19 protein-coding genes are annotated in these 20,244 nt (G+C 71.4%); 12 read left to right on the plus strand and 7 right to left on the minus strand.

All coding sequences use genetic code 11. The features are described from left to right. The first annotated feature begins 56 nt into the window (after positions 1-56). From EL266_RS08200 to EL266_RS08240, 9 genes are all read left to right on the plus strand, one after another. Positions 57-926 (plus strand): EamA family transporter, encoded by an 870-nt coding sequence (locus EL266_RS08200; RefSeq protein WP_026427676.1) that lies wholly within the window; start codon positions 57-59, stop codon positions 924-926. Positions 927-1,059: 133 nt separating this feature from the next. Beyond that, a complete protein-coding gene (locus tag EL266_RS08205; RefSeq protein WP_331852941.1) occupies positions 1,060-1,368 on the plus strand; it encodes a type II toxin-antitoxin system RelE/ParE family toxin in 309 nt (102 codons plus the stop codon). Further along, positions 1,346-1,666, plus strand: coding sequence for a HigA family addiction module antitoxin (locus EL266_RS08210; RefSeq protein ID WP_197719230.1), 321 nt, complete (start codon positions 1,346-1,348; stop codon positions 1,664-1,666). Before EL266_RS08205 ends, EL266_RS08210 begins: the two co-directional genes overlap by 23 nt. Positions 1,667-1,917: 251 nt before the next feature. After that, the gene (locus EL266_RS08215) at positions 1,918-2,958 is read left to right on the plus strand and encodes a PhoH family protein (RefSeq protein ID WP_084501060.1); all 1,041 of its coding nucleotides are present in this window, start codon (positions 1,918-1,920) and stop codon (positions 2,956-2,958) included. Beyond that, complete coding sequence (ybeY, locus tag EL266_RS08220; protein WP_026427678.1) at positions 2,955-3,413, plus strand: rRNA maturation RNase YbeY; 459 nt, start codon at positions 2,955-2,957, stop codon at positions 3,411-3,413. Before EL266_RS08215 ends, ybeY begins: the two co-directional genes overlap by 4 nt. Then, on the plus strand, positions 3,410-4,693 hold the full coding sequence (locus EL266_RS08225) for a hemolysin family protein (RefSeq protein ID WP_026427679.1): 1,284 nt from the start codon (positions 3,410-3,412) through the stop codon (positions 4,691-4,693). Before ybeY ends, EL266_RS08225 begins: the two co-directional genes overlap by 4 nt. Then, positions 4,686-5,918: a GTPase Era gene (gene era / locus EL266_RS08230; RefSeq protein WP_026427680.1), complete on the plus strand. Its 1,233-nt coding sequence runs from the start codon at positions 4,686-4,688 to the stop codon at positions 5,916-5,918. The genes EL266_RS08225 and era overlap by 8 nt, the downstream gene beginning before the upstream one ends. Before the next feature lie 164 nt (positions 5,919-6,082). Then, the gene (locus EL266_RS08235; RefSeq protein WP_026427681.1) at positions 6,083-9,640 is read left to right on the plus strand and encodes a proline dehydrogenase family protein; all 3,558 of its coding nucleotides are present in this window, start codon (positions 6,083-6,085) and stop codon (positions 9,638-9,640) included. A gap of 135 nt (positions 9,641-9,775) precedes the next feature. Further along, the gene (locus EL266_RS08240; protein WP_034515355.1) at positions 9,776-10,861 is read left to right on the plus strand and encodes an acyltransferase family protein; all 1,086 of its coding nucleotides are present in this window, start codon (positions 9,776-9,778) and stop codon (positions 10,859-10,861) included. A 22-nt stretch (positions 10,862-10,883) separates the two neighbouring features. On the opposite strand, the gene EL266_RS08245 is transcribed toward EL266_RS08240, so the two are convergent. From EL266_RS08245 to EL266_RS08255, 3 genes are read right to left on the minus strand one after another with little or no spacing between them, the layout of a single operon-like run. Beyond that, positions 10,884-11,108: a helix-turn-helix transcriptional regulator gene (locus EL266_RS08245; RefSeq protein WP_026427682.1), complete on the minus strand. Its 225-nt coding sequence runs from the start codon at positions 11,106-11,108 to the stop codon at positions 10,884-10,886. Next, complete coding sequence (locus EL266_RS08250; RefSeq protein ID WP_026427683.1) at positions 11,108-11,944, minus strand: ABC transporter permease; 837 nt, start codon at positions 11,942-11,944, stop codon at positions 11,108-11,110. Before EL266_RS08250 ends, EL266_RS08245 begins: the two co-directional genes overlap by 1 nt. Next, positions 11,941-12,795 (minus strand): ABC transporter ATP-binding protein, encoded by an 855-nt coding sequence (locus EL266_RS08255; RefSeq protein ID WP_026427684.1) that lies wholly within the window; start codon positions 12,793-12,795, stop codon positions 11,941-11,943. Before EL266_RS08255 ends, EL266_RS08250 begins: the two co-directional genes overlap by 4 nt. Positions 12,796-13,113: 318 nt before the next feature. On the opposite strand from EL266_RS08255, the gene leuA reads away from it, so the two are divergent. The 3 genes from leuA to EL266_RS08270 all read left to right on the plus strand — a co-directional run bounded on the left by leuA (position 13,114) and on the right by EL266_RS08270 (position 16,602). Beyond that, the gene (leuA, locus tag EL266_RS08260) at positions 13,114-14,907 is read left to right on the plus strand and encodes a 2-isopropylmalate synthase (RefSeq protein ID WP_026427685.1); all 1,794 of its coding nucleotides are present in this window, start codon (positions 13,114-13,116) and stop codon (positions 14,905-14,907) included. Positions 14,908-14,967: 60 nt separating this feature from the next. Next, complete coding sequence (gene recO, locus EL266_RS08265) at positions 14,968-15,717, plus strand: DNA repair protein RecO (RefSeq protein ID WP_026427686.1); 750 nt, start codon at positions 14,968-14,970, stop codon at positions 15,715-15,717. A gap of 84 nt (positions 15,718-15,801) precedes the next feature. Beyond that, on the plus strand, positions 15,802-16,602 hold the full coding sequence (locus tag EL266_RS08270; RefSeq protein WP_051281386.1) for an isoprenyl transferase: 801 nt from the start codon (positions 15,802-15,804) through the stop codon (positions 16,600-16,602). A 191-nt stretch (positions 16,603-16,793) separates the two neighbouring features. Here EL266_RS08270 and EL266_RS08275 read toward each other — a convergent pair whose 3' ends face one another. From EL266_RS08275 to EL266_RS08290, 4 genes are read right to left on the minus strand one after another with little or no spacing between them, the layout of a single operon-like run. Then, positions 16,794-17,201 carry a Fur family transcriptional regulator gene (locus EL266_RS08275; RefSeq protein ID WP_026427688.1) on the minus strand — a complete coding sequence of 136 codons (408 nt, stop codon included), beginning with the start codon at positions 17,199-17,201 and terminating at the stop codon, positions 16,794-16,796. Next, complete coding sequence (locus EL266_RS08280; protein WP_026427689.1) at positions 17,198-18,079, minus strand: metal ABC transporter permease; 882 nt, start codon at positions 18,077-18,079, stop codon at positions 17,198-17,200. Before EL266_RS08280 ends, EL266_RS08275 begins: the two co-directional genes overlap by 4 nt. After that, positions 18,079-19,029 (minus strand): metal ABC transporter ATP-binding protein, encoded by a 951-nt coding sequence (locus tag EL266_RS08285; RefSeq protein ID WP_034515358.1) that lies wholly within the window; start codon positions 19,027-19,029, stop codon positions 18,079-18,081. Before EL266_RS08285 ends, EL266_RS08280 begins: the two co-directional genes overlap by 1 nt. A gap of 13 nt (positions 19,030-19,042) precedes the next feature. After that, positions 19,043-20,185, minus strand: coding sequence for a metal ABC transporter substrate-binding protein (locus EL266_RS08290; RefSeq protein ID WP_051281366.1), 1,143 nt, complete (start codon positions 20,183-20,185; stop codon positions 19,043-19,045). Positions 20,186-20,244 lie beyond the last annotated feature (59 nt).

Consider the following 20,244-nt stretch of genomic DNA (forward strand, 5'->3'; position numbering starts at 1 on the left):
GGAGCGGAGAGCGCGGCGGATTCGGGGAGCCTCCCCGGGGCCGTAGCCTGATCCCCATGTGGATTGTCTTCGCCTGTGGGGCCGCCTTCTTCGCCGGGGTGACGGCGGTTCTGGCCAAGGCGGGCATCCGGGTCACCGACTCGACCGTGGCCACGGCTGTGCGCACGCCCGTGGTGCTGGCGGGGGCATGGGTGATGGTGCTCGTGGTCGGCTCGCAGGCCGGCCTGGGGCAGATCGACCTGCGCAGCCTGGGGCTGCTGGTGCTCTCGGGCCTGGCGACGGGGGCATCCTGGCTGTGCTACTTCAAGGCGCTCCAGATCGGTGAGGTCTCCAAGGTTGCCCCCATCGACAAGTTCTCCACCGTGGTGACGGTTGTCCTGGCGCTCATCATCCTGGGGGAGCGGCTGAGCCCGGTGGGCGGGGCCGGGGTCCTGCTCATCACCGTGGGCACTGTGCTCATGCTGGAGCGGGAGGATGTCCGGGCTCTGCCCGCGGCCCTGGCCTCTGGCGGCGGATGGCTGGCCTACGCGCTGGGCTCGGCGGTCTTCGCCGCTCTGACGGCGATCCTGGGGAAGATGGGGATCATGGGGGTGGAGTCCAACCTGGGCACGGCGATCCGCACGGCGGTGGTGCTGGTCATGGCCTGGGTGATGGTGGGCGTGACGGGACGCATGCGCCAGGTCAGGCGGATTCCCCGGCGCGAACTGGTGCTCATCCTGGCATCGGGCGTGGCGACCTGCGCCTCCTGGCTCTGCTTCTACCGCGCGCTGCAAGACGGACCGGCCAGCGTGGTGGTGCCCATCGACAAGCTGAGCATCCTGGTGACGGTGGCCTTCTCCGCGCTCGTCCTGCGCGAGCGCCTGAGTGGTCGCTACCTGGCAGGACTGGCCCTGCTGACCGCCGGGACACTCGCGATGGTGCTATGAGGCGAGCGTCGAAGGCCTTGGGCGCATGAGCGCGCCTGCCCGCCTTCACGTCCGACGACGCTTCCCGCTCCAATGCAGGGTGGGGGGCTCCAGGGAGTCTGTGGAAGATATGTCGCACCGCGTTATTGACGAGATGCGTTATGCCTGGCAGGCTGAGGTCGTGATCAGATCGTTTGCGAGTCGCGACACGGAGCTTCTATGGCGTCGCTGGCGCGTTCCTGGGATCGATCCTCGCCTCCAGCGGTCAGCTCTGCGCAAACTGAGGCTTTTGGATGCGGCGACCAGCCTCAACGATCTGAGAGTTCCTCCAGGCAACCGATTGGAGGCCCTTCGCGGAGACCGCTCTGGGCAACACAGCATCAGAATCAACGACCAGTGGCGCATCTGCTTCGTGTGGACCGCTGCCGGAGTCGAGGAGGTTGACATCGTTGACTACCACTGAACCAACGGACCGGCTGAGCCCGATCCACCCGGGAGAGGTTCTCATGGAGGACTTCCTGGAGGGATTCGTCATCACGCAGCACAAGCTGGCTGTGGCGATCGGCGTTCCACCGCGTCGCATCAATGAGATCGTTCATGGCAAGCGCGCCATCACGGCGGACACGGCGCTGCGCCTGAGCCGCTACTTCGGGACAACGGCGCAGTTCTGGCTCAACCTGCAGACCGCGTACGACCTCGACCTCGCCGAGGAGCGGATCTCCGAGCAGCTCACGGGCATCTCCCCGATCCACGCGGCCTGAGCCGGCCACCGCCGGGCCGCCCCGGGACCGAGGATTGGCGCGGCCGAGGCGCGCCCCGCCCCGCCCCGGTAGTATCGGCTGCGATGACCACATCGCCCATCGAGCCCATCGATCCAGTAGCGCCGCGTCGCGCGCCGCAGACCACCTCCGCACCTGAGCCTCACACCGCCGGCCCGCTCGCCGCGGGCTTCGCACCCGGAGCCCCCTCCGCCCCCACGGCTCCCACTGCCGACCCCGCAACCCAGGCGGCTGTGACCCGCACGCTCATCCTGCCCGAGGACCTCGCACCTGTGCGGCTCCTGGGACCGCGAGACGAGGTCCTGCGCGCTGTGGAGAAGGGCTTCCCGGATATCGACATTCACGTGCGCGGCACCACCGTCACCGTCACCGGCGAGCCCTCCCGCGTCGAGACGGTCGTCATCCTGCTCTCCGAGCTCATCGACGTCGCCCGCGCCGGCACGCCCCTGACCGCTGAGGCCGTCGAGCGCGCCATCGGCCTGCTGGCCGCCGCCGCCCGCCCCGCCGAGGTCCTCACCGACGACATCCTCACCGCCCGTGGCCGCACCGTGCGCCCCAAGTCCCTGGGGCAGAAGGCCTACACCGACGCCATCGACTCCGCCACCATCACCTTCGGCATCGGCCCGGCCGGGACCGGGAAGACCTACCTGGCCATGGCCAAGGCCCTCGACGCCCTGACTCGCAAGCGGGTCTCGCGCATCATCCTGACCCGCCCCGCCGTCGAGGCCGGGGAGAACCTGGGCTTCCTGCCCGGATCCCTGACCGACAAGATCGACCCCTACCTGCGCCCCCTCTACGACGCCCTGCACGACATGATGGAGCCGGACGCCCTGCCCACCCTCATGGCCTCGGGCACCATCGAGGTCGCGCCCCTGGCCTACATGCGCGGCCGCACCCTCAACGATGCCTTCATCATCCTCGACGAGGCGCAGAACACCACCCCCGAGCAGATGAAGATGTTCCTGACCCGCCTGGGGTTCGGCTCCACGATGGTCGTCACCGGGGACATCTCCCAGGTGGACCTGCCCGGGGGACGGACCAGCGGGCTCGTCGTCGTGCGCTCCATCCTGGAGGGCGTGGACGGCATCGCCTTCTGCGAGCTGGGCAGCGCAGACGTGGTGCGCCACCGCCTGGTGGGCCGGATCATCGAGGCCTACGAGAACTACGACGCCCAGATCGCCGCCCGTCAGGCCGCCCGCAGTCGCGGCACCCGCCGCACCGTCCCGGGCCCCCGGCCGGCTCGCACCGCCCACCATGACAGGAGCCGCGCATGAGCACCGAGGTCAACAACGAGACATCCGTGGACATCGACGGCGCCGAGTTCGCGGCACTGGCCGACCACGTCCTGAGGGCCATGCACGTCAATCCGGCCGCCGAGCTCAACATTCTGTTCATCGACCCCGAGCCCATGGCCGAGCTCCACGAGCGCTGGCTCAGCCTGCCCGGCCCCACCGACGTCATGAGCTTCCCCATGGACGAGCTGCGCCCCGGATCGCCTGGCGCCGAGACCCCCGCCGGAACCCTGGGCGACATCGTGCTGTGCCCGCAGGTCGCCGCCGAGCAGGCCCTGGCCGCCGGGCACTCCGCGGTCGAGGAGATGCTCCTGCTGGCCACCCACGGCATCCTCCACCTCCTGGGCTACGACCACGCCGAGCCCGAGGAGAAGAAGGAGATGTTCGCCCTGCAGCGCAAGCTCCTTCTGACCTTCCTCGCGGAGCGCCGCGCGTGAGCGGGATCCCCGTCGCCCTGCTCATCGCCGGCGCCGTCATCGCCCTGGCGCTGGGCACCCTTCTGTCGGCCGGGGAGGCGGCGCTGGCGCGATTCACCCGCGCCGCCGCCGAGGACCTGGCACAGGAGGGGCGCCGCGGGGCCGCCCGCGTCCAGGCGCTGGCCGATCGCCGCGACTCCGCCCTGGCCTCCCTGGCCCTGGTGCGCGTGGCCGTGGACATGATCGTAGCGGTCCTCACCACCTTGGCGGTCGCCGGCCTGGTCCAGCGCTGGTGGCTCGTGCTCATCGTCTCCCTGCTGGCCAACATCCTCCTGCTCGGCGTGGTGGTGGGCCTGTCCCCACGCACCTACGGGCGCCGCAACCCCGCCACCACCCTGCTCACCCTGGGGCCCCTGCTGGCCTGGGTCGACGCCCTGGTCTCGCCCTGGCACCGCCTGGCCGCCCGGCGCCGGCGCGACGCCGCGCCCACCGACGCCGAGGCCCGCGAGGCCGTCAACGAGGACCTGCGCGAGATGATCGACGAGATCGGCGAGTCGGAGTCCATCGAGGACGAGGACCGCCAGATGATGCGCAGCGTCGTCGAGCTGGGCCAGACACTGGTCCGCGAGGTCATGGTCCCGCGCACCGACATGGTCACCATCGACGCCGCCAAGCCCGCCTCGGCCGCCATGCGGCTCTTCGTGCGCTCGGGATACTCGCGGGTGCCCGTCATCGGGGAGGACGCCGACGACGTGCGCGGCATCCTCTACCTCAAGGACGTCCTGCGCCGCCTGGCCGCCCACCCCGAGCACGAGGATCACCCCGTGGCCTCCTTCGTGCGCGAGGCCGAGTACGTCCCGGAGACCAAGCTGGCCGACGACCTCCTGCGCGAGATGCAGACCGGCCGCTTCCACATGGCCCTGGCCGTGGACGAGTACGGCGGCACCGCCGGGCTCATCACCATGGAGGACCTCCTGGAGGAGGTCGTCGGGGAGCTCACCGATGAGCACGACCCCGAGCTTCCCGAGGTCGCCCAGGTCGCGCCCGGCCGCTACCGGGTCCCGGCACGCCTGGCCCTGGACGAGCTCGGCGCCCTGTTCGACCTGGAGATCGAGGACGACGACGTCGAGACCGCCGGCGGCCTGCTGACCAAGGCCATCGGCCGGGTCCCCCTGCCCGGGGCCACAGGCGATATCCAGGGTCTGCGCCTCCAGGCCGAGGATGTCGCCGGGCGGCGGCGCCAGGTCTCCACCCTCATCGCATCCCGCACTCCCGACCACGACAAGGACACCGATGACTGAGCCCACCGAGCGCCCTGAGCCCCCACAGCCCTCAGGGCTCACCGAGCCCGCCCTGGAGGCCGTCCAGGTCCCGGCGCCGGGCGATGCCCCGACGCCGCAGCCCCCCGCGGCTGCCCCGTCTCCGGCCCCGACCCCCATCCGCTTCCCCTCCGATGCCGAGCTCATGGACGGCCCCAACGCCCTGGAGGATGAGGACTGGGAGGACGGCGAGGACGGTGAGGACAGGGAGAACAGGGAGAACAGCCCCGGCAGCGCCGAGGGCGGCCTGGCCTCGGCGCGCGTCAGCGTCCAGATCCCGGACTACCCCGAGGACTTCCGGGCCGGCTTCGCCTGCTTCGTGGGCAGGCCCAATGCCGGCAAGTCCACGCTGACCAACGCCCTGGTGGGCACCAAGGTCGCCATCACCTCCGGGCGCCCCCAGACCACCCGGCACAACGTGCGCGGCGTCGTCCACCGCCCCACCGCCCAGCTCGTCCTGGTCGACACCCCCGGGCTGCACCGGCCCAAGACCCTGCTGGGCAAGCGCCTCAACGACCTGGTGCGCCAGACCCTGGCGGATGTCGACGTCGTGGCCATGTGCATCCCGGCCGACGAGAAGGTCGGCCCCGGGGACCGATTCATCGCCCGCGACCTGGCCGACCTGCGCACCCCCGTCGTCGCCGTGGTCACCAAGGCCGACACGGTCAGCCGTGAGGCCTTGGCCGCCCAGCTCCTGGCAGTCGACGCCCTGGGGGACTGGGCGGACATCGTCCCGGTCTCGGCCAAGAGCGGCGAGCAGATCGACGTGCTCGAGGAGGTTTTCGTCGGTCATCTGCCACTCTCCCCGCCCCTCTACCCCACGGGGGAGATCACCGATGAGCCCCAGGAGGTCATGATCGCCGAGCTCGTGCGCGAGGCCGCCCTGGAGGGCGTGCGCGACGAGCTGCCCCACTCCCTGGCCGTCGTCGTCGACGAGATCGCCGACCCCAGGGACACCAGCCGCGAGGCCGGCCTGGTCAAGGGCACCGGCCAGCGCCTCCAGGTGCGCGTCTCCCTCGTGGTTGAGCGGGACTCCCAGAAGGCCATCGTCATCGGCCGATCCGGTGCCCGCCTCAAGGAGGTGGGCGTGCGCGCCCGCCAGGGAATCGAGAGGCTGCTGGGGCGCAAGGTCTACCTCGACCTGCACGTGCGCACCGCCAAGGACTGGCAGTCCGACCCCAAGGCCCTGGCGCGCCTCGGATTCTGATCCCCATTCGAGCCCCGGCCCCGGATCGGGGGCGTCGCGGCGGGCGACTCGCGGCGCGGATGCGCTGCGAACAAGGGCTGTGATGACGCACACTATAAGGTGGTCTCCGCTGCTGCTCCAGGCCAGCTCAGCATCATTCCCTGATACGAATGGAAGCGCACACGATGACAACGACGTCACCCCGCCCAGCCCCCAGCACCGACCCTCGGCCATGCCCGGATGAGCTCTGGGAGCTCGGCCAACGGGCCGTGGCCCGTGCCCGGCGCTGGGCCAACGCCTCCGCCTCCCTGCCGGTGCCGCGCACCGCCGCCCTCCTGTCGCGCATCCTGGCCGACCCCGAGGGCCTGGAGTTCACCACGCGCTTCGTCGACGACGTCGTGCGGCCCGCCGACCTGGAGGTGGCCGGGCGCGCCCTGCAGCGCCTGGCCTCTAGGCGCACCGACTTCCTTCCCCCCGCGCTGGCCGCCGCCATGGGCCTGGGGGGCACGGCCTCGCGCCTGGCCCCCTCGGTCGTGGCCGCGGCCGCCAGGCGCACCTTCCGCGAGATCGTCGGGGACCTCGTCGTCGACGCCACCGACAAGCGCCTGGGCTCAGCCCTGGCCCGCCTGCGCAAGGACGGCAACCGCCTCAACGTCAACCTCCTGGGAGAGGCCGTCCTGGGCGAGCAGGAGGCGGCCCGGCGACTGACCGCCGTGGCCGACCTGGTATGCCGCCAGGACGTGGACTACGTCTCGGTCAAGGTCTCGGCCGTCACCGGGCCCCACAACCCCTGGGGCTTCGACGAGGTGGTGGCCCACGGCGCGCAGGCTCTCAGCCCCCTCTACCGCCTGGCCCGTGACCACGGCACCTTCATCAACCTGGACATGGAGGACTACAAGGACCTCGACCTGACCCTGGCGGTCTTCACCTCCATCCTGAGCCAGGAGGACCTGCGCGACTACGAGGCCGGCATCGTCCTGCAGGCCTACCTGCCGGACTCCCTGGACGCCATGCAGCGCCTCCAGGCCTGGGCCGCCCAGCGCCGAGCCGCCGGCGGAGCCCCCATCAAGGTGCGCGTGGTCAAGGGGGCCAACCTGGCCATGGAGGCCGTCGACGCCCAGATCCACGGCTGGCCCATGACCACCTGGCCCACCAAGCAGGCCACCGACACCAACTACAAGCGCATCCTGGAGTGGGCCATGACTCCGGAGCGCACCGAGGCGGTGCGCCTGGGGGTGGCCGGTCAGAACCTCTTCGACATCGCCCTGGCCTATGAGATGAGGGACCAGCGCGGCCTGGCCCACGGCAGCGCCGTCGAGTTCGAGATGCTCTCGGGCATGGCCACGGGCCTGGCCGAGGTGGTGCGCCGCGACGTGGGCCAGCTCCTGCTCTACGTGCCGGTGGTCTCGCCCACGGAGTTCGACGTGGCCATCGCCTACCTGGTGCGCCGCCTGGAGGAGAACTCCGCCCCCGAGAACTTCATGTCCGGGGTCTTCGACATCGCCTCCGACGAGGCCGTCTTCAACCGCGAGCGCGACCGCTTCCTGGCCTCCCTGGCCGACGTCGACCCCACCGCGCCGCTGCCCGCCCCGCGCCGCGGCCAGAACCGGCTGGCGGAGCAGGCGGGGCAGGCCTACCAGCTGCCGCAGGCCGGCCCCGAGGACGCTCGCCGTCCCTTCGTCTCCACCCCGGACTCCGACCCGGCCCTGGCCGACAACCGCCAGTGGGCCCGTGCCATCGCCGCCGCGGTGCCCTCCAGTCAGCGCGGCGCGCAGGCCGTGGCCTCGGGGGCGGCGCGCCTGAGCACCACCCAGGCCGTGGACGCCGCCGTCGAGCTGGTGCGGGAGGCCGCCGCCGGCTGGGCGGGGCTGGGCGCCGAGAAGCGGGCCGCCATCGTGCACCGGGCGGGCGATGTCCTGGCCCGCCGGCGCGGCGAGCTCATCGAGGTGGCGGCCAGCGAGGCGGGCAAGACCATCGACCAGTCCGACCCAGAGGTCTCCGAGGCCATCGACTTCTGCCACCACTACGCGCAGATGAGCCTGGAGCTGGAGAGCCCGGAGTACCTGGCGGGGGCGCGCTTCGTGCCCTCCCGGCTGACGGTGGTGGCCTCGCCCTGGAACTTCCCCCTGGCGATCCCGGTGGGGGGAGTGGCGGCCGCCCTGGCCACCGGCAGCGGCGTCATCCTCAAGCCCGCCCCGCCGGCCAAGCGCTGCGCCGCCGAGCTGGTGGCCGCCTTCCATGAGGCGGGGATCCCCTCCGATGTCCTCATGCTGGCCCCCATCGACGACGGCGAGACCTCCCGGCACCTGGTGACCCACCCCGGTGCGGACCGGGTGATCCTCACCGGCTCCTACGACACCGCCCGCCTCTTCCGCTCCTGGAAGACCGACATGCACCTGCTGGGGGAGACCAGCGGCAAGAACGCCATCATCGTCACCCCCTCGGCGGACCCGGACCTGGCGGTGCGCGACACGGTGGCCTCGGCCTTCGCGCATGCCGGGCAGAAGTGCTCGGCCTCCTCACTGCTCATCCTGGTGGGCTCCGCGGGGCGCTCGGAGCGGATCGCCCGCCAGCTCGTCGATGCCACCGCCTCCCTGACGGTGGCCGGCCCCGAGCGCCTGGACTCCCAGGTGGGGCCCGTCGTCGTGGCCGATGAGCCCAAGGCGCTGCGGGGCCTGACCACGCTGGGCCCGGGGGAGCACTGGGTGCTGCGGCCCCGCCACCTGGGGGGAGGGCTCTGGCGGCCCGGCATTCGGGCGGGGGTGGTGCCCGGCAGTGAGTTCCACCTCACCGAGTACTTCGCCCCGGTTCTGGGGGTGATGCGCGTGGACACCCTCCAGGAGGCCATTGAGGCCGTCAACGCCGTCGACTACGGGCTGACCTCCGGCCTGCAGACCCTGGATGCCGAGGAGCTGGACCAGTGGCTGGAGGAGGTCCAGGCCGGCAACCTCTACGTCAATCGCGGCATCACCGGGGCCATCGTGCGCCGCCAGCCCTTCGGCGGGTGGAAGCGCTCGGCCATCGGCTCGACCACCAAGGCGGGAGGGCCCAGCTACCTGTTGGGGCTGGGGGACCTGGTCGCCGGGGACCGCGGCGCCCTGGCCGATCTGGAGATCGGCCCAGTCGACCCGGGCGTCGCCGGGCTCTTCGAGGCCGTGCGCCGCGACCTGCCCGATGAGGAGCTGTGCTTCCTGCGGGCGGCGTTGGCTGCGGACCAGCGGGCCTGGCAGGCCTCCTACGGCCAGTCCCGCGATGTCACGGGACTGGCCTGCGAGCGCAATGTGCTGCGCTACCGGCCCGGTCAGGTCATCATCCGGGCCCACGAGGGGACCGCTGCGGCAGATCTCGTCCGCGTCCTGGCCGCGGGAGTTCTCAGCCGCGCCAGCCTCCTGGTCTCGGTGCCCGAGCCCCTGAGCCCCTCGCTGCGCGGCGCCCTGAGCGCCGCTCAGGTCGACACGGTGGTGGAGATGCCCGTGGTGTGGCAGGCCAGGCTCGCCGATCTGGCGGCATCGGGCCAGCTGGGTGCGTGGGTGCGCATCCTGGGACCGCGCGAGCAGAGCCCGCAGGAGCGCTGGGCGCAGGCCTCCCAGGTCACTGGGGGCAGCCCGGATGTGGCGCTGTACACCGGTGAGGTCACGGCCTGCCCTCACAGCGAGCTGCTTCCCTTCCTGCGCGAGCAGGCGGTGTCCATCACCACCCACCGCTTCGGCACGCCCTTCGACCTGGCCGCTGGGATCCTGTGACCGGATCAGCGCCGGCGGGCAGGCCCGGGTCTGCCCGCCGACCTGCGCTGATAAAAGGGATCGGGCGCGGTGCCTGTAGGGTGTGGCCATGCCTATCTCCCCAGGAGAATCCCTCACCGCACCGGCTCGCAGGGCATGATGCGGCTCGACTCGCTGACAGGCCTGCGCTGGTGGGCGGCCTTCGCCGTCTTCCTGTACCACATGAAGAACCTCGCCCCGGTGCCGCTCCTGGGCGAGGTCGCCCGCTTCGGCAACCACGGCGTCGCCTTCTTCTTCGTCCTGTCGGGCTTCGTGCTGACCTGGTCGGCGGGCACCGGCGGGACCACGGTCCGCAACTTCTACTGGCGCCGCTTCGCCCGCATCTACCCCGCCCACGTCGTCGCCCTCATCCTGGCGATCCCCGTGTTCTACTCCCTGGCGCCCGACCCCGGCCAGCCCTGGGTCAAGACGCTGTCCATCGCTCCACTGCTGCTGTCCCTGGTGCTGCTGCAGAGCTGGTCCAGCGACCCGGTCATCCTCTTCTCCGGGAATCCAGCGGCCTGGACCCTCGGCGTGGAGGCCTTCTTCTACCTCCTCCACCCCTGGGGGAACCTGGTCCTGCGCAGGACGGGCAGGCGCGGGGCGCTCGTCGTGCTCGCGGCAGTCATCGCCGTCATCATGGCTCACCGCCTGGCCGCCCTCCACGATGAGGCGGGGGCACTGGCCCAGCTCCCGACGCCGGTGGCCCGGCTCGGCGAGTTCGCCCTGGGGATGGTGGTCGCGCGCCTGGTCCAGCTGGGCGCGGGCCGCTGGGTGCGCCCGTGGCTGGGCTACGGCGCGCTCCTGGCCTTCATCGCGTGGTGCGTCCTGTCCCGCCGCCACGGCTGGGCCGACGCCTGGTCCCTGGCCGCCCAACGATTCGAGCTCCAGGTGCTCGCCGTCCTGTTCGCCCTGCTCATCCTGGGCATCGCCAACCGCGACCTGGCTCAGGGCCGCTCCTGGCTCCGCCACCGCCTGATGGTCAGGCTGGGGGCCTGGTCCTTCGCCTTCTACCTGGTGCACGCCACCGTCATGTACACGGTGCGCGACGTCGTCGGCTTCCAGTCCGAGAGCGTGGGGAACCTCCTGTGGTACCCGCCGGTCCTGGCGATCGCCCTGGCCCTGGCGTGGGCCCTGTACAGGTTCATCGAGCACCCGGTTGAGCGGCGCATGCGCCACTGGGGCAACGCCCATCTGGCCTGAGCGGCCTCGTCTCGCCCCCGCCTCATATCAGGCGGGGGAATTCCTCCAGGGAGAACACGGACTCCACGGGCACGTCGAAGTACCGGGCGATGCGCAGCGCCAGGTGCAGCGAGGGCGCGTACTCGCCGCGCTCCAGGTAGCCGACCGTCTGGTAGTGCACGCCCAGTGCCTCGGCCAGCTCCCGGCGGGAGACCTTCCGGTCGGTGCGCAGCAGGGCGATCCGGTTGTGGACGGACTCCTCGCTCATCACAGGCCTGACTGGGTGCGGAGCTGGGACTGCATACGGGCCAGGTTACCGATGCTCTCCTTGCGGAAGGAGTAGCGCACGATGAAGGGCGTGCAGGCGAAGCCCACCACGGCCCAGGCCAGGAGCACTCCCAGGGCGAGCATCGGGTGGAAGGCCCCGCCGATCTCCCAGGACGGGTCTCCGACCAGCGCCCACCGGCTCAGGTGACCGGCCCAGTAGGTGGGCAGCACCTGCTGGATGACCTGCAGCCAGGTGGGAAGCTGCGACAGGGGGAAGACGAATCCACCGGTGAGCACGACGGCGGTGATCGCCAGCAGGGCGAGCACCATGGAGTACACGCCCCGGACGAGGGAGGCGATCACGAAGCCCAACGGCGCGGAGGCGGCCGAGCCGAGCAGGATGAGGGGCAGGCAGATCAGAGCCTGCATCGGGGTGACCGGCAGCGAGCGCACGGCCAGGAGGATCCCGAGCAGGACCGTGCCCTGGATGATCAGCATCTGGGTCAGCGCCGTGATCAGCTTGCCCAGTGCCCACACCAGCGGGCCGTGGGGGAGGACCCGCACCCGCACCAGCGCGCCGCCGATCCGGTCGGTGTAGGCCTCGCTGACGATCTGCAGGGAGATGAAGCCGCTGGTGGCGCCCACAGCGCTGGCGGCCAGCATGGCGCCGAACGGCAGTGAGGTGCCCTCAATGGGCTTCTGGTCCAGCACGCCGATCACCACGAAGACTCCCGCTGAGGCGAGGATGGAGAAGGCTCCACTGCCCAGGATGATGGGGCGCAGGTCGCCGATGACCTGACGGACGACGGCGCGGGCGATGGCCGGTGCTGTGCTCATGACTCCTCCTTGCGTACGAGGGCCAGGTAGGTCTCCTCGAGGGTGGGGCGGGTGATGGTGAGGTCGCTGATGGTCTCCAGGTCGAGGGCGGACACGAAGCGCTCCGGGTCGGAGGTGGAGTGGACGTGGCGCTCGCCGTCCTGACTCCAGGTGACCTCGGCGTCGTGGGCCAGGCCCTCGCGCAGCTCGGTGACGGTGCCGTCGGCCAGGATCCGGCCCTGGCTCATGATGAGGACCCGTGAGGCGATCCGCTCGGCCTCCGCCAGGTCGTGGGTGGTCATCAGGACGGCGCCCGCGTCGTCGACCCGGTCGAGGATGACCTCGTGGAGGCGGGACTTGGACACGGGGTCCAGGCCGGTGGTGGGCTCATCGAGGATGAGGACCTCGGGGCGGGCGATGAGGGCGGCGGCCATATCGATGGAGCGCCGCTGCCCGCCGGACAGTCGCGACAGGCGGGTGGTGGCCTTGTCGGCGAGTCCGACGGCCTCCAGGGCCTCGGGCACGCTCAGCAGCTCCGATGCCCTGACGGTGGTGGCGTGCATGGCTCGCACCCACTCCAGCTGGTCGGCCACCCGCCACTTGGCGTGGTCCGACCAGTTCTGCTGGACCAGGCCCACGCGCGACCAGAAGCGGGCGCCGGCGCGGCGAGGATCGGTTCCCAGGACCTCAACGGTGCCGGCCCCCGGGGTGAGAGAGCCCAGGAGGTTCTCCACCAGCGTCGTCTTGCCGACCCCGTTGGGCCCCAGCAGGCAGACGACCTCCCCTGCCCGGATGCTCAGATCAACGCCCCGCAGGACCGGGGTGGCGCCGTAGGAGAACTCCAGGTTCTCCGTGGAGATGACGCACGGCATCGTGCCTCCTTGAGTGTCAGTAGGTGCACATCTAAATGTAGTAGACATACTATCTCATGTCGAACTAGTTCGCTGACTGAATGGCTGCCATGCACCGGTCTCAGTGCGTTGCGACCTGCGCACCGCCCTGAATTGCGATAGCGTCGCCCCCGTGCGAGCGATAGGAGCCACCCCTTGCTCGGCGGCGCGTCCGCAGAGCCTGCTGCTTAGTCGCCGCGGCGGGGCCTGACAGGCCGGCACCCCGACCGCGGCTCTTCGTGCTGCCAGCCGCCGGGCGCCCAGGATCGCCCGACCGCCACCACTGACTCAGGAACCACTATGCGCACCGCACCCCCCGCACCTCAGCAGCCCTCCGGCATGCCCTACGCCAAGTACCTCCCCTTCGTCGAGACCCTCGCCACGGACCTGCCGGACCGCACCTGGCCCACTCGTCGCATCACCCAGGCCCCCCGCTGGCTGTCCACCGACCTGCGCGACGGCAACCAGTCCCTCATCGAGCCCATGGGGCCGGCCGCCAAGCGCGCCATCTTCGACCTGCTCGTGGGCATGGGCTTCAAGGAGATCGAGATCGGCTTCCCGGCCGCCTCCCAGACCGACTACGACTTCGTGCGCTCCCTGGTCGATGACGACGCCATCCCGGCCGACGTCACCATCTCCGTGCTCACCCAGTCCCGCGGCGACCTCATCGACCGCACCCTGGATGCCTGCGTGGGCATCCCGCGGGCCACCATCCACCTCTACAACGCCGTGGCCCCCCTCTTCCGCGACGTCGTCTTCCGCATGGACCGCGGCCAGGTCCGCGACCTGGCCGTCGAGGGCACCCGCCAGGTCATGGCCCGAGCCGAGAAGGTCCTGGGGGAGGAGACGATCGTCGGCTTCGAGTACTCCCCGGAGATCTTCGTGGACACCGAGCGCGAGTACGCCCTGGAGGTGTGCAGCGCCGTCATGGACGTGTGGGAGCCCGGCCAGGGCCGCGAGATCATCCTCAACCTGCCCGCCACGGTCGAGCGCGCCACCCCCAATGTCTACGCCGACCAGATCGAGTGGATGAGCCGCAACCTGCCCCACCGCGAGCATGTGTGCCTGTCCCTGCACAACCACAACGACCGCGGCTCGGGCGTGGCCGCCACCGAGCTGGGCCTGCTGGCCGGCGGCCAGCGGGTCGAGGGCTGCCTGTTCGGCCATGGCGAGCGCACCGGCAACGTGGACCTGGTGACCCTGGCCCTCAACCTGTTCAGCCAGGGAGTCGACCCCATGCTGGACATCTCCGACATCGACCACATCCGCCGCACCGTGGAGCAGGCCACCGGCATGGATGTGCCCCCGCGCACCCCCTACTCCGGCGACCTGGTCTACACCTCCTTCTCCGGCTCCCACCAGGACGCCATCAAGAAGGGATTCGCCGCCCGCGCCGCCAAGGTCCAGGCCCAGCGCGATCAGGGCCTGGATGAGGCGGCGGCCGAGACCGCCGTGCCCTGGCAGATGCCCTACCTGCCCATCGACCCCCACGATGTGGGGCGCTCCTACGAGGCCGTGGTGCGCGTCAACTCCCAGTCCGGGAAGGGGGGCGTGGCCTACCTGCTGGGCGCCACCCGCAAGCTCGACCTGCCGCGCCGCCTGCAGATCGAGTTCTCCCGGATCGTCCAGCGCCACACCGACACCTACGGCGGGGAGGTGGATGCCATGACCCTGTGGCGCATCTTCGCCGATGAGTACCTCCCCGCCCACGGCGCCCACGACTCCGAGGGCCTGGACGGGCTGGAGCCGTGGGGCCGCTACGAGTTGGCGGGGGCGACCCTGACCTCGGCGGGCTCGGGCCAGGACTCCGAGCTGACGGTCACCATCAGGGACTCCGGCCAGGAGACGACCCTGACCGCGCAGGGCAGCGGCCCCGTGGACGCCTTCGTCACCGCCCTGGAGACCACCGGCATCCAGGTGCGCATCCTGGACTACGCCGAGCACGCCCTGAGCCAGGGGCGCGACGCGCAGGCCGCCTCCTATGTGGAGTGCGAGGTCGGTGGGCAAGTCCTGTGGGGCGTGGGCATCGACGCCTCCATCACCACCGCCTCCTTCAAGGCCATCATCTCGGCCGTCAACCGCGCCCTGCGCTGAGGGCGGACCGGCCCGACGGCGATGCGCCTCGCCGTCGGGCCGACGTGGCAGACTGTGGGGGTGACGAGCAGGCTCTACCGGGACGAGGCCGTGGTCCTGCGCACCTACAGGCTGGGGGAGGCCGACCGCATCATCGTCATGCTCTCGCGCCACCACGGCCAGGTCAGGGCCGTCGCCAAGGGGGTGCGGCGCACCTCCTCGCGCTTCGGGGCGCGCCTGGAGCCCTTCTCCATGATCGACGTCCAGCTCCACGCCGGACGCGGGCTGGACACCGTCACCCAGGTGGAGACCATCGACCCCTTCGGGCGGGCCATCGCCTCCGACTACGCCATGTTCACCTGCGCCTCGACCATGGTGGAGACCGCCGAGCGACTCAGCGCCGACAACGGCGACCTGGGCACCGACTCCAGCCCCCAGCAGTACCTGCTGCTGGCCGGCGCCCTGGCCGCCATGTCCCACCGGCGCCACGCCCCCGGACTCATCCTGGACTCCTACCTGCTGCGCTCCCTGGCCCTGGCGGGCTGGGCCCCCTCCTGCTACGACTGCGCCATCTGCGGCTCGCCCGGCCCCCACGCGGCCTTCCACATCCAGGCCGGCGGCGCGGTGTGCGAGAACTGCCGCTCGGCCGGGGCCGTGGCGGTGGAGGCGGGGGCCATGGTCCTGCTGGGGGCGCTGCTCTCCGGCGACTGGGCGGTGGCCGACGCCTCCGGTCAGCGGGAGCGCTCACAGGCCTCCGGGCTAGTCTCGGCCTACGCGACCTGGCACCTGGAGCGCCGACTGCGCTCCCTGGCACTTGTGGAAAGGGCATGAGCCGTGGCAGACAACACTGATCAGCCGCTGAACGCGGGCAGCGATGACCAGCCCGTCGACGATGAGCGCTCCGAGGAGGCGGCCCTGGCCCATCCGCTGCCCGATCTGACCTACAGCGGCCCCACCCCCCTTCACCGCCCGGGCCTCATCCCCCCGGCCCTGGACCCCAAGGCCCTGCCCGCGCATGTGGCCATGGTCATGGACGGCAACGGCCGGTGGGCCAACGCCCGCAACCTGCCGCGCACCGAGGGGCACCGCGCCGGCGAGGCCAATCTCATGGACGTGGTGGCCGGGGCCGTGGAGCTGGGGATCCAGGAGGTCAGCGCCTACGCCTTCTCCACGGAGAACTGGAAGCGCTCCCCGGCCGAGGTCCGCTTCATCATGGGCTTCGCCCGCACGGTTCTGCGGGCCCAGCGCGACCAGCTCAACTCCTGGGGCGTGCGCGTGCGCTGGGTGGGACGCTCCCCGCGCCTGTGGCGCTCCGTGCTCGGCGAGCTGCGCGAGGCCGAGCGCCTCACCGCCTCCAACACGCGCCTGACCCTCAACATGTGCATCAACTACGGGGGGCGCGCCGAGATCGCCGACGCCGCCAGGGCGATCGCCGAGGACGTGTCCGCCGGCCGGCTCAAGGCCTCGGCCATCAACGAGACGATCTTCCAGCACTACCTGTACTCGCCGACCATGCGGGACGTGGACCTGTTCATCCGCACCGGCGGGGAGCAGCGCACCTCGAACTTCCTCATGTGGTCCTCGGCCTACGCCGAACTGTACTTCTCCGACCTGGCCTGGCCGGACTTCAACAGGGCCGAGTTCTGGCGGGCCTGCGAGGCCTACGTCAACCGCGAGCGCCGCTTCGGCGGAGCCATCGACCGCGTGGCGCCCTGAGAGGCGGGAGCGCCGGTCTGCGTGGCAGACGAGTGTTTGCGTCGATGACGAGGGTTCGCGTCATCGCACTGAGGTTGGCACAGGGGTGAATGACGCAGACCATCGTCTGGTACGCAAAGTCACGTCCGGTACGCGAAGGCGCGCCTGCGAGGCGCGGGGATGAGACCCGTCTCGAGCAAGTACTACGTGTACTACGCGGTGGGAGCCGAGCAGGAGGCGCACAGGCCGAAGAACTCCGCCGTGTGCACCATGGAGGTGAATCCGTGCTCCCTCGAGACCCTCTCGATCCAGGCCTCCAGCTCCCCGCCGGCGACCTCCACGGTGCGCCCGCAGCTGCGGCACACGATGTGGTGGTGGTGCTCGCTGCCCGCGCAGGCCCGGTAGAGCAGTTCGCCGTCGGCGCTGCGCAGCTGGTCGACCTGCCCGGACTCCGCCAGGGCCTGCAGGTTGCGGTAGACGGTGGCCAGGCCCACCCGGGTGCCCTCCGCGTCCAGGGCGGAGTGGATCTGCTGAGCGGAGCGGAACTCATCGGTGCGCTCCAGGATGTCGACCACGGCCGCTCTCTGGCGGGTGGAGCGGCGGGCGGACCTCTCGGTCATCGGCTGGCCTCCTGACGGTGACGTTCCCGGCTGACCAACCGTACCGCTCCCGAGCCGATCGCGACGGCTGCGTAGGCCCCCACAAGCAGGACCACGATCATCGCCCCGGGGGACAGGGCCCAGACGTAGGTGATGACCAGGCCGCTGACGCAGGCCGCCACCCCCAGGCCCATGGCCAGGTGCATGGTACGGGTGAAGGAGCGGCAGACCAGCTGGGCGATGGCCACCGGCACGATCATGACCGCCGAGACCATGAGCGCCCCCACCACCCGCATGGACACCGAGACCGTCAGGGCCGCCACCACGGCGATGAGGATGTTGAGCGCCCCGGTGGGCAGGCCGCAGGATCGGGCGAACTCCTCGTCATGGCACAGGGCGAACAGGGGACCGCGCAGCCCCAGGCCCACGATGAGGACCCCTGCCGCCAGGATGATGGTGAACCAGGCGTCGGACACCGAGACCGTGGAGATGGAGCCGAACAGGTAGGCGTTGAGGTTGGTGGTCGTCCCCCCGGCGAGCTTGATGAGCACCGCGCCTCCGGCGATGCCCCCGTAGAACAGCAGCGCCAGGGCCACGTCCCCGCGGGTGCGGCCCCGGGCCCGGATGACCTCGATGACCACCGCGCCCACGATGCTGGCGATGATCGCCCCGGGGATGGCCAGCGCGTCGCGCGGCGTGGCGTGGGCCGCCGCCCCGGCCAGCCAGCCCAGGGCGATGCCCGTCAGGGCGATATGCCCGATCCCGTCACCCAGCAGCGCCAGGCCGCGCTGGACCAGGTAGGTGCCCACCACGGGCGCGGCCAGTCCCACCAGAACGGCCACGATGAAGGCCCGCTGCATCAGGGGGCTGGCGAGCATCTGGGCGAGGTCGGCCAGCATCAGCGGGGCTCCTGTCGGACGGGGTCGGCGCTCAGCGCCGGGGCGCGGTGCTGAGCGGGGCCGGTGGGGCCGTGGAGGTGCTGGTGCTCACAGTCCTCGGCCGTGTCATGGCCGAGCTCGGCATGACGGGAGTGGTCGTGATGGGCCGGCAGGACCCGGTGGGCCGGCACGTCCATCACCACGCGCCCGTCGGCCAGGACCACGGCCCGCTCCACGACCTCGGCCAGCTCGCCCATCTCGTGGAGCACGGTCACCAGGGTCAGGCCCCGGGAGCGCAGATCGGCCAGGATGGCGGCCAGGGACTCGCGGCTGGCCCGGTCGATGCCGGCCAGGGGCTCATCGAGGATGAGCAGCTCGGGGGACCGCACCAGGGCCCGGGCGATGAGGACGCGCTGGGCCTGGCCCCCGGAGAGGACCTGGACGTGGTCGCCGGCGCGATCGGCCAGCCCGACGGCGTCGAGGGCCTCCATGGCGCGCTGGGCCGCCCGCCGGCCCCGATCCGCCCAGGGGCGGGTGGGCCCCAGCAGCCCGGAGCGCACCACCTCCAGGGCGGTGGCCGGAACGCCGGAGGAGGCCGTCACCCGCTGGGGCACGTAGCCCACGCGGTCCCATGCCACATCGCGGCGACGGCGCACCGGAGTCCCCAGGAGCCTGACCGTCCCGCCGACCAGGGGGACCAGCCCCAGGACGGTTTTGACCAGCGTGGACTTCCCCGAGCCGTTGGCCCCCAGCAGGGCCACGGATTCCCCCGGGCCCACCTGCAGGTCGACGCCGTCGAGAATCAGGCTCGATCCCAGGACCACGCTGGCCTGGCTCACCTCGACGGGCGCGGCGCCAGTGGCGTCAGTGGCATCAGCGGCGCTCCGGGCCCTGTCGGGGCTTTCGGCGCAGCGCGGCGACGCCGCCCGCGGGTGGTCGGGCGGCGTCGCGTCACGGGGGGACGGGCTCATCAGCGGTGGGGCCTCACCGGCATCCCAGCCCAGTCTTGAGAGCCTCAAGATTGGCGGTCATGGCGTCAATATAGTCGCCCTTCTCGGGGGCCGACTCCAAGGGGCTCAGCACGGCGGTCGTGGCGCCGGTCTCAGCCGCCAGGGCCTCGGCGGTCTTGGGCGAGACGAGCTCCTCGGTGAAGATCGTCGTCGTGCCGGTGTCCTGGACCACCTTCTTGACAGCGGCCAGCTCGGCGGGGCTGGGCTCGGACTCCGGGTCGAGGCCGGAGATGGAGGCCTGGGTCAGGCCGTAGCGCTCGGTGAGGTAGCCGAAGGCCGCGTGGGTGGTCACCACGGTGGTGCGCTCGCAGGTCTTCAGGCCGTCGCCGTAGTTGGTGTCCAGCGCGCCCAGGGAGGTGATGACCGTGTCCAGGTTCGCCTTGTAGTCCGCGGCGTGATCGGGGTCGGCCTTGGACAGGGCCGCCTCAACGGCCTGGGCCGCGGCGGTCATGCGCTCGGGGTCGAGCCAGAAATGCGGGTCCAGGGCCTCGTGGGAGTCCTCATCATGGGCCTGCGCGGAGGGCGTGGCGCTCTGGGCGGGGGCGGCCTCGTCCTCGTGATCCCCATGATCCCCATGATCCCCATGCCCCTCCTCGCCCTCGTGGGAGTGGTCATCATCGTGGGCGTGGGCGGAGGGCTCCTGGGAGGCTTGCGGGTCCTCCTCGCCGTGGTCGCCGTGATCGTGGTGGTGCTCGCCGACGCCCTCGTGGTGGACCAGGTTGGCGGCCGGCCCCAGGTCCAGGACGGTGGGGCCCGAGACCTGGGCGACGGCCTCGTCCAGGGAGGGCTGGAAGCCGGGGACGTAGGCGATGAGCGAGGCCTGGCCCAGGGCGGTGACGTCCTTGGGGGACAGCTCGTAGTCGTGGGGCTCGGCATTGGGCGGGGTCACCGAGGTGACGGTGACATGCTCCCCGCCCACGGCCTGGACCAGGTAGGTGATGGGGTAGAAGGAGGTCGAGACGGCGACCTTGCCGTCGGCCCCGGCCCCCGAGGAGCCGGATCCTCCCAGGGCGGAGCAGGCCGTCAGGGCCGCGGCCAGGGACAGGGCCGCCAGTGCTGCCAGGGGGCGGCGCAGCCGGCGCGATGAGTGAGAGGCAGATGTCTTCATGGGAATCATTCTCAACCTGTGCGCGGCCGAGGGTCAAGCACGGCGTGCCCACCCCGCCCGGGGCACCG

The sequence above is a fragment of the Actinomyces slackii genome (assembly GCF_900637295.1).
Taxonomy (GTDB): Bacteria; Actinomycetota; Actinomycetes; order Actinomycetales; family Actinomycetaceae; genus Actinomyces; species Actinomyces slackii.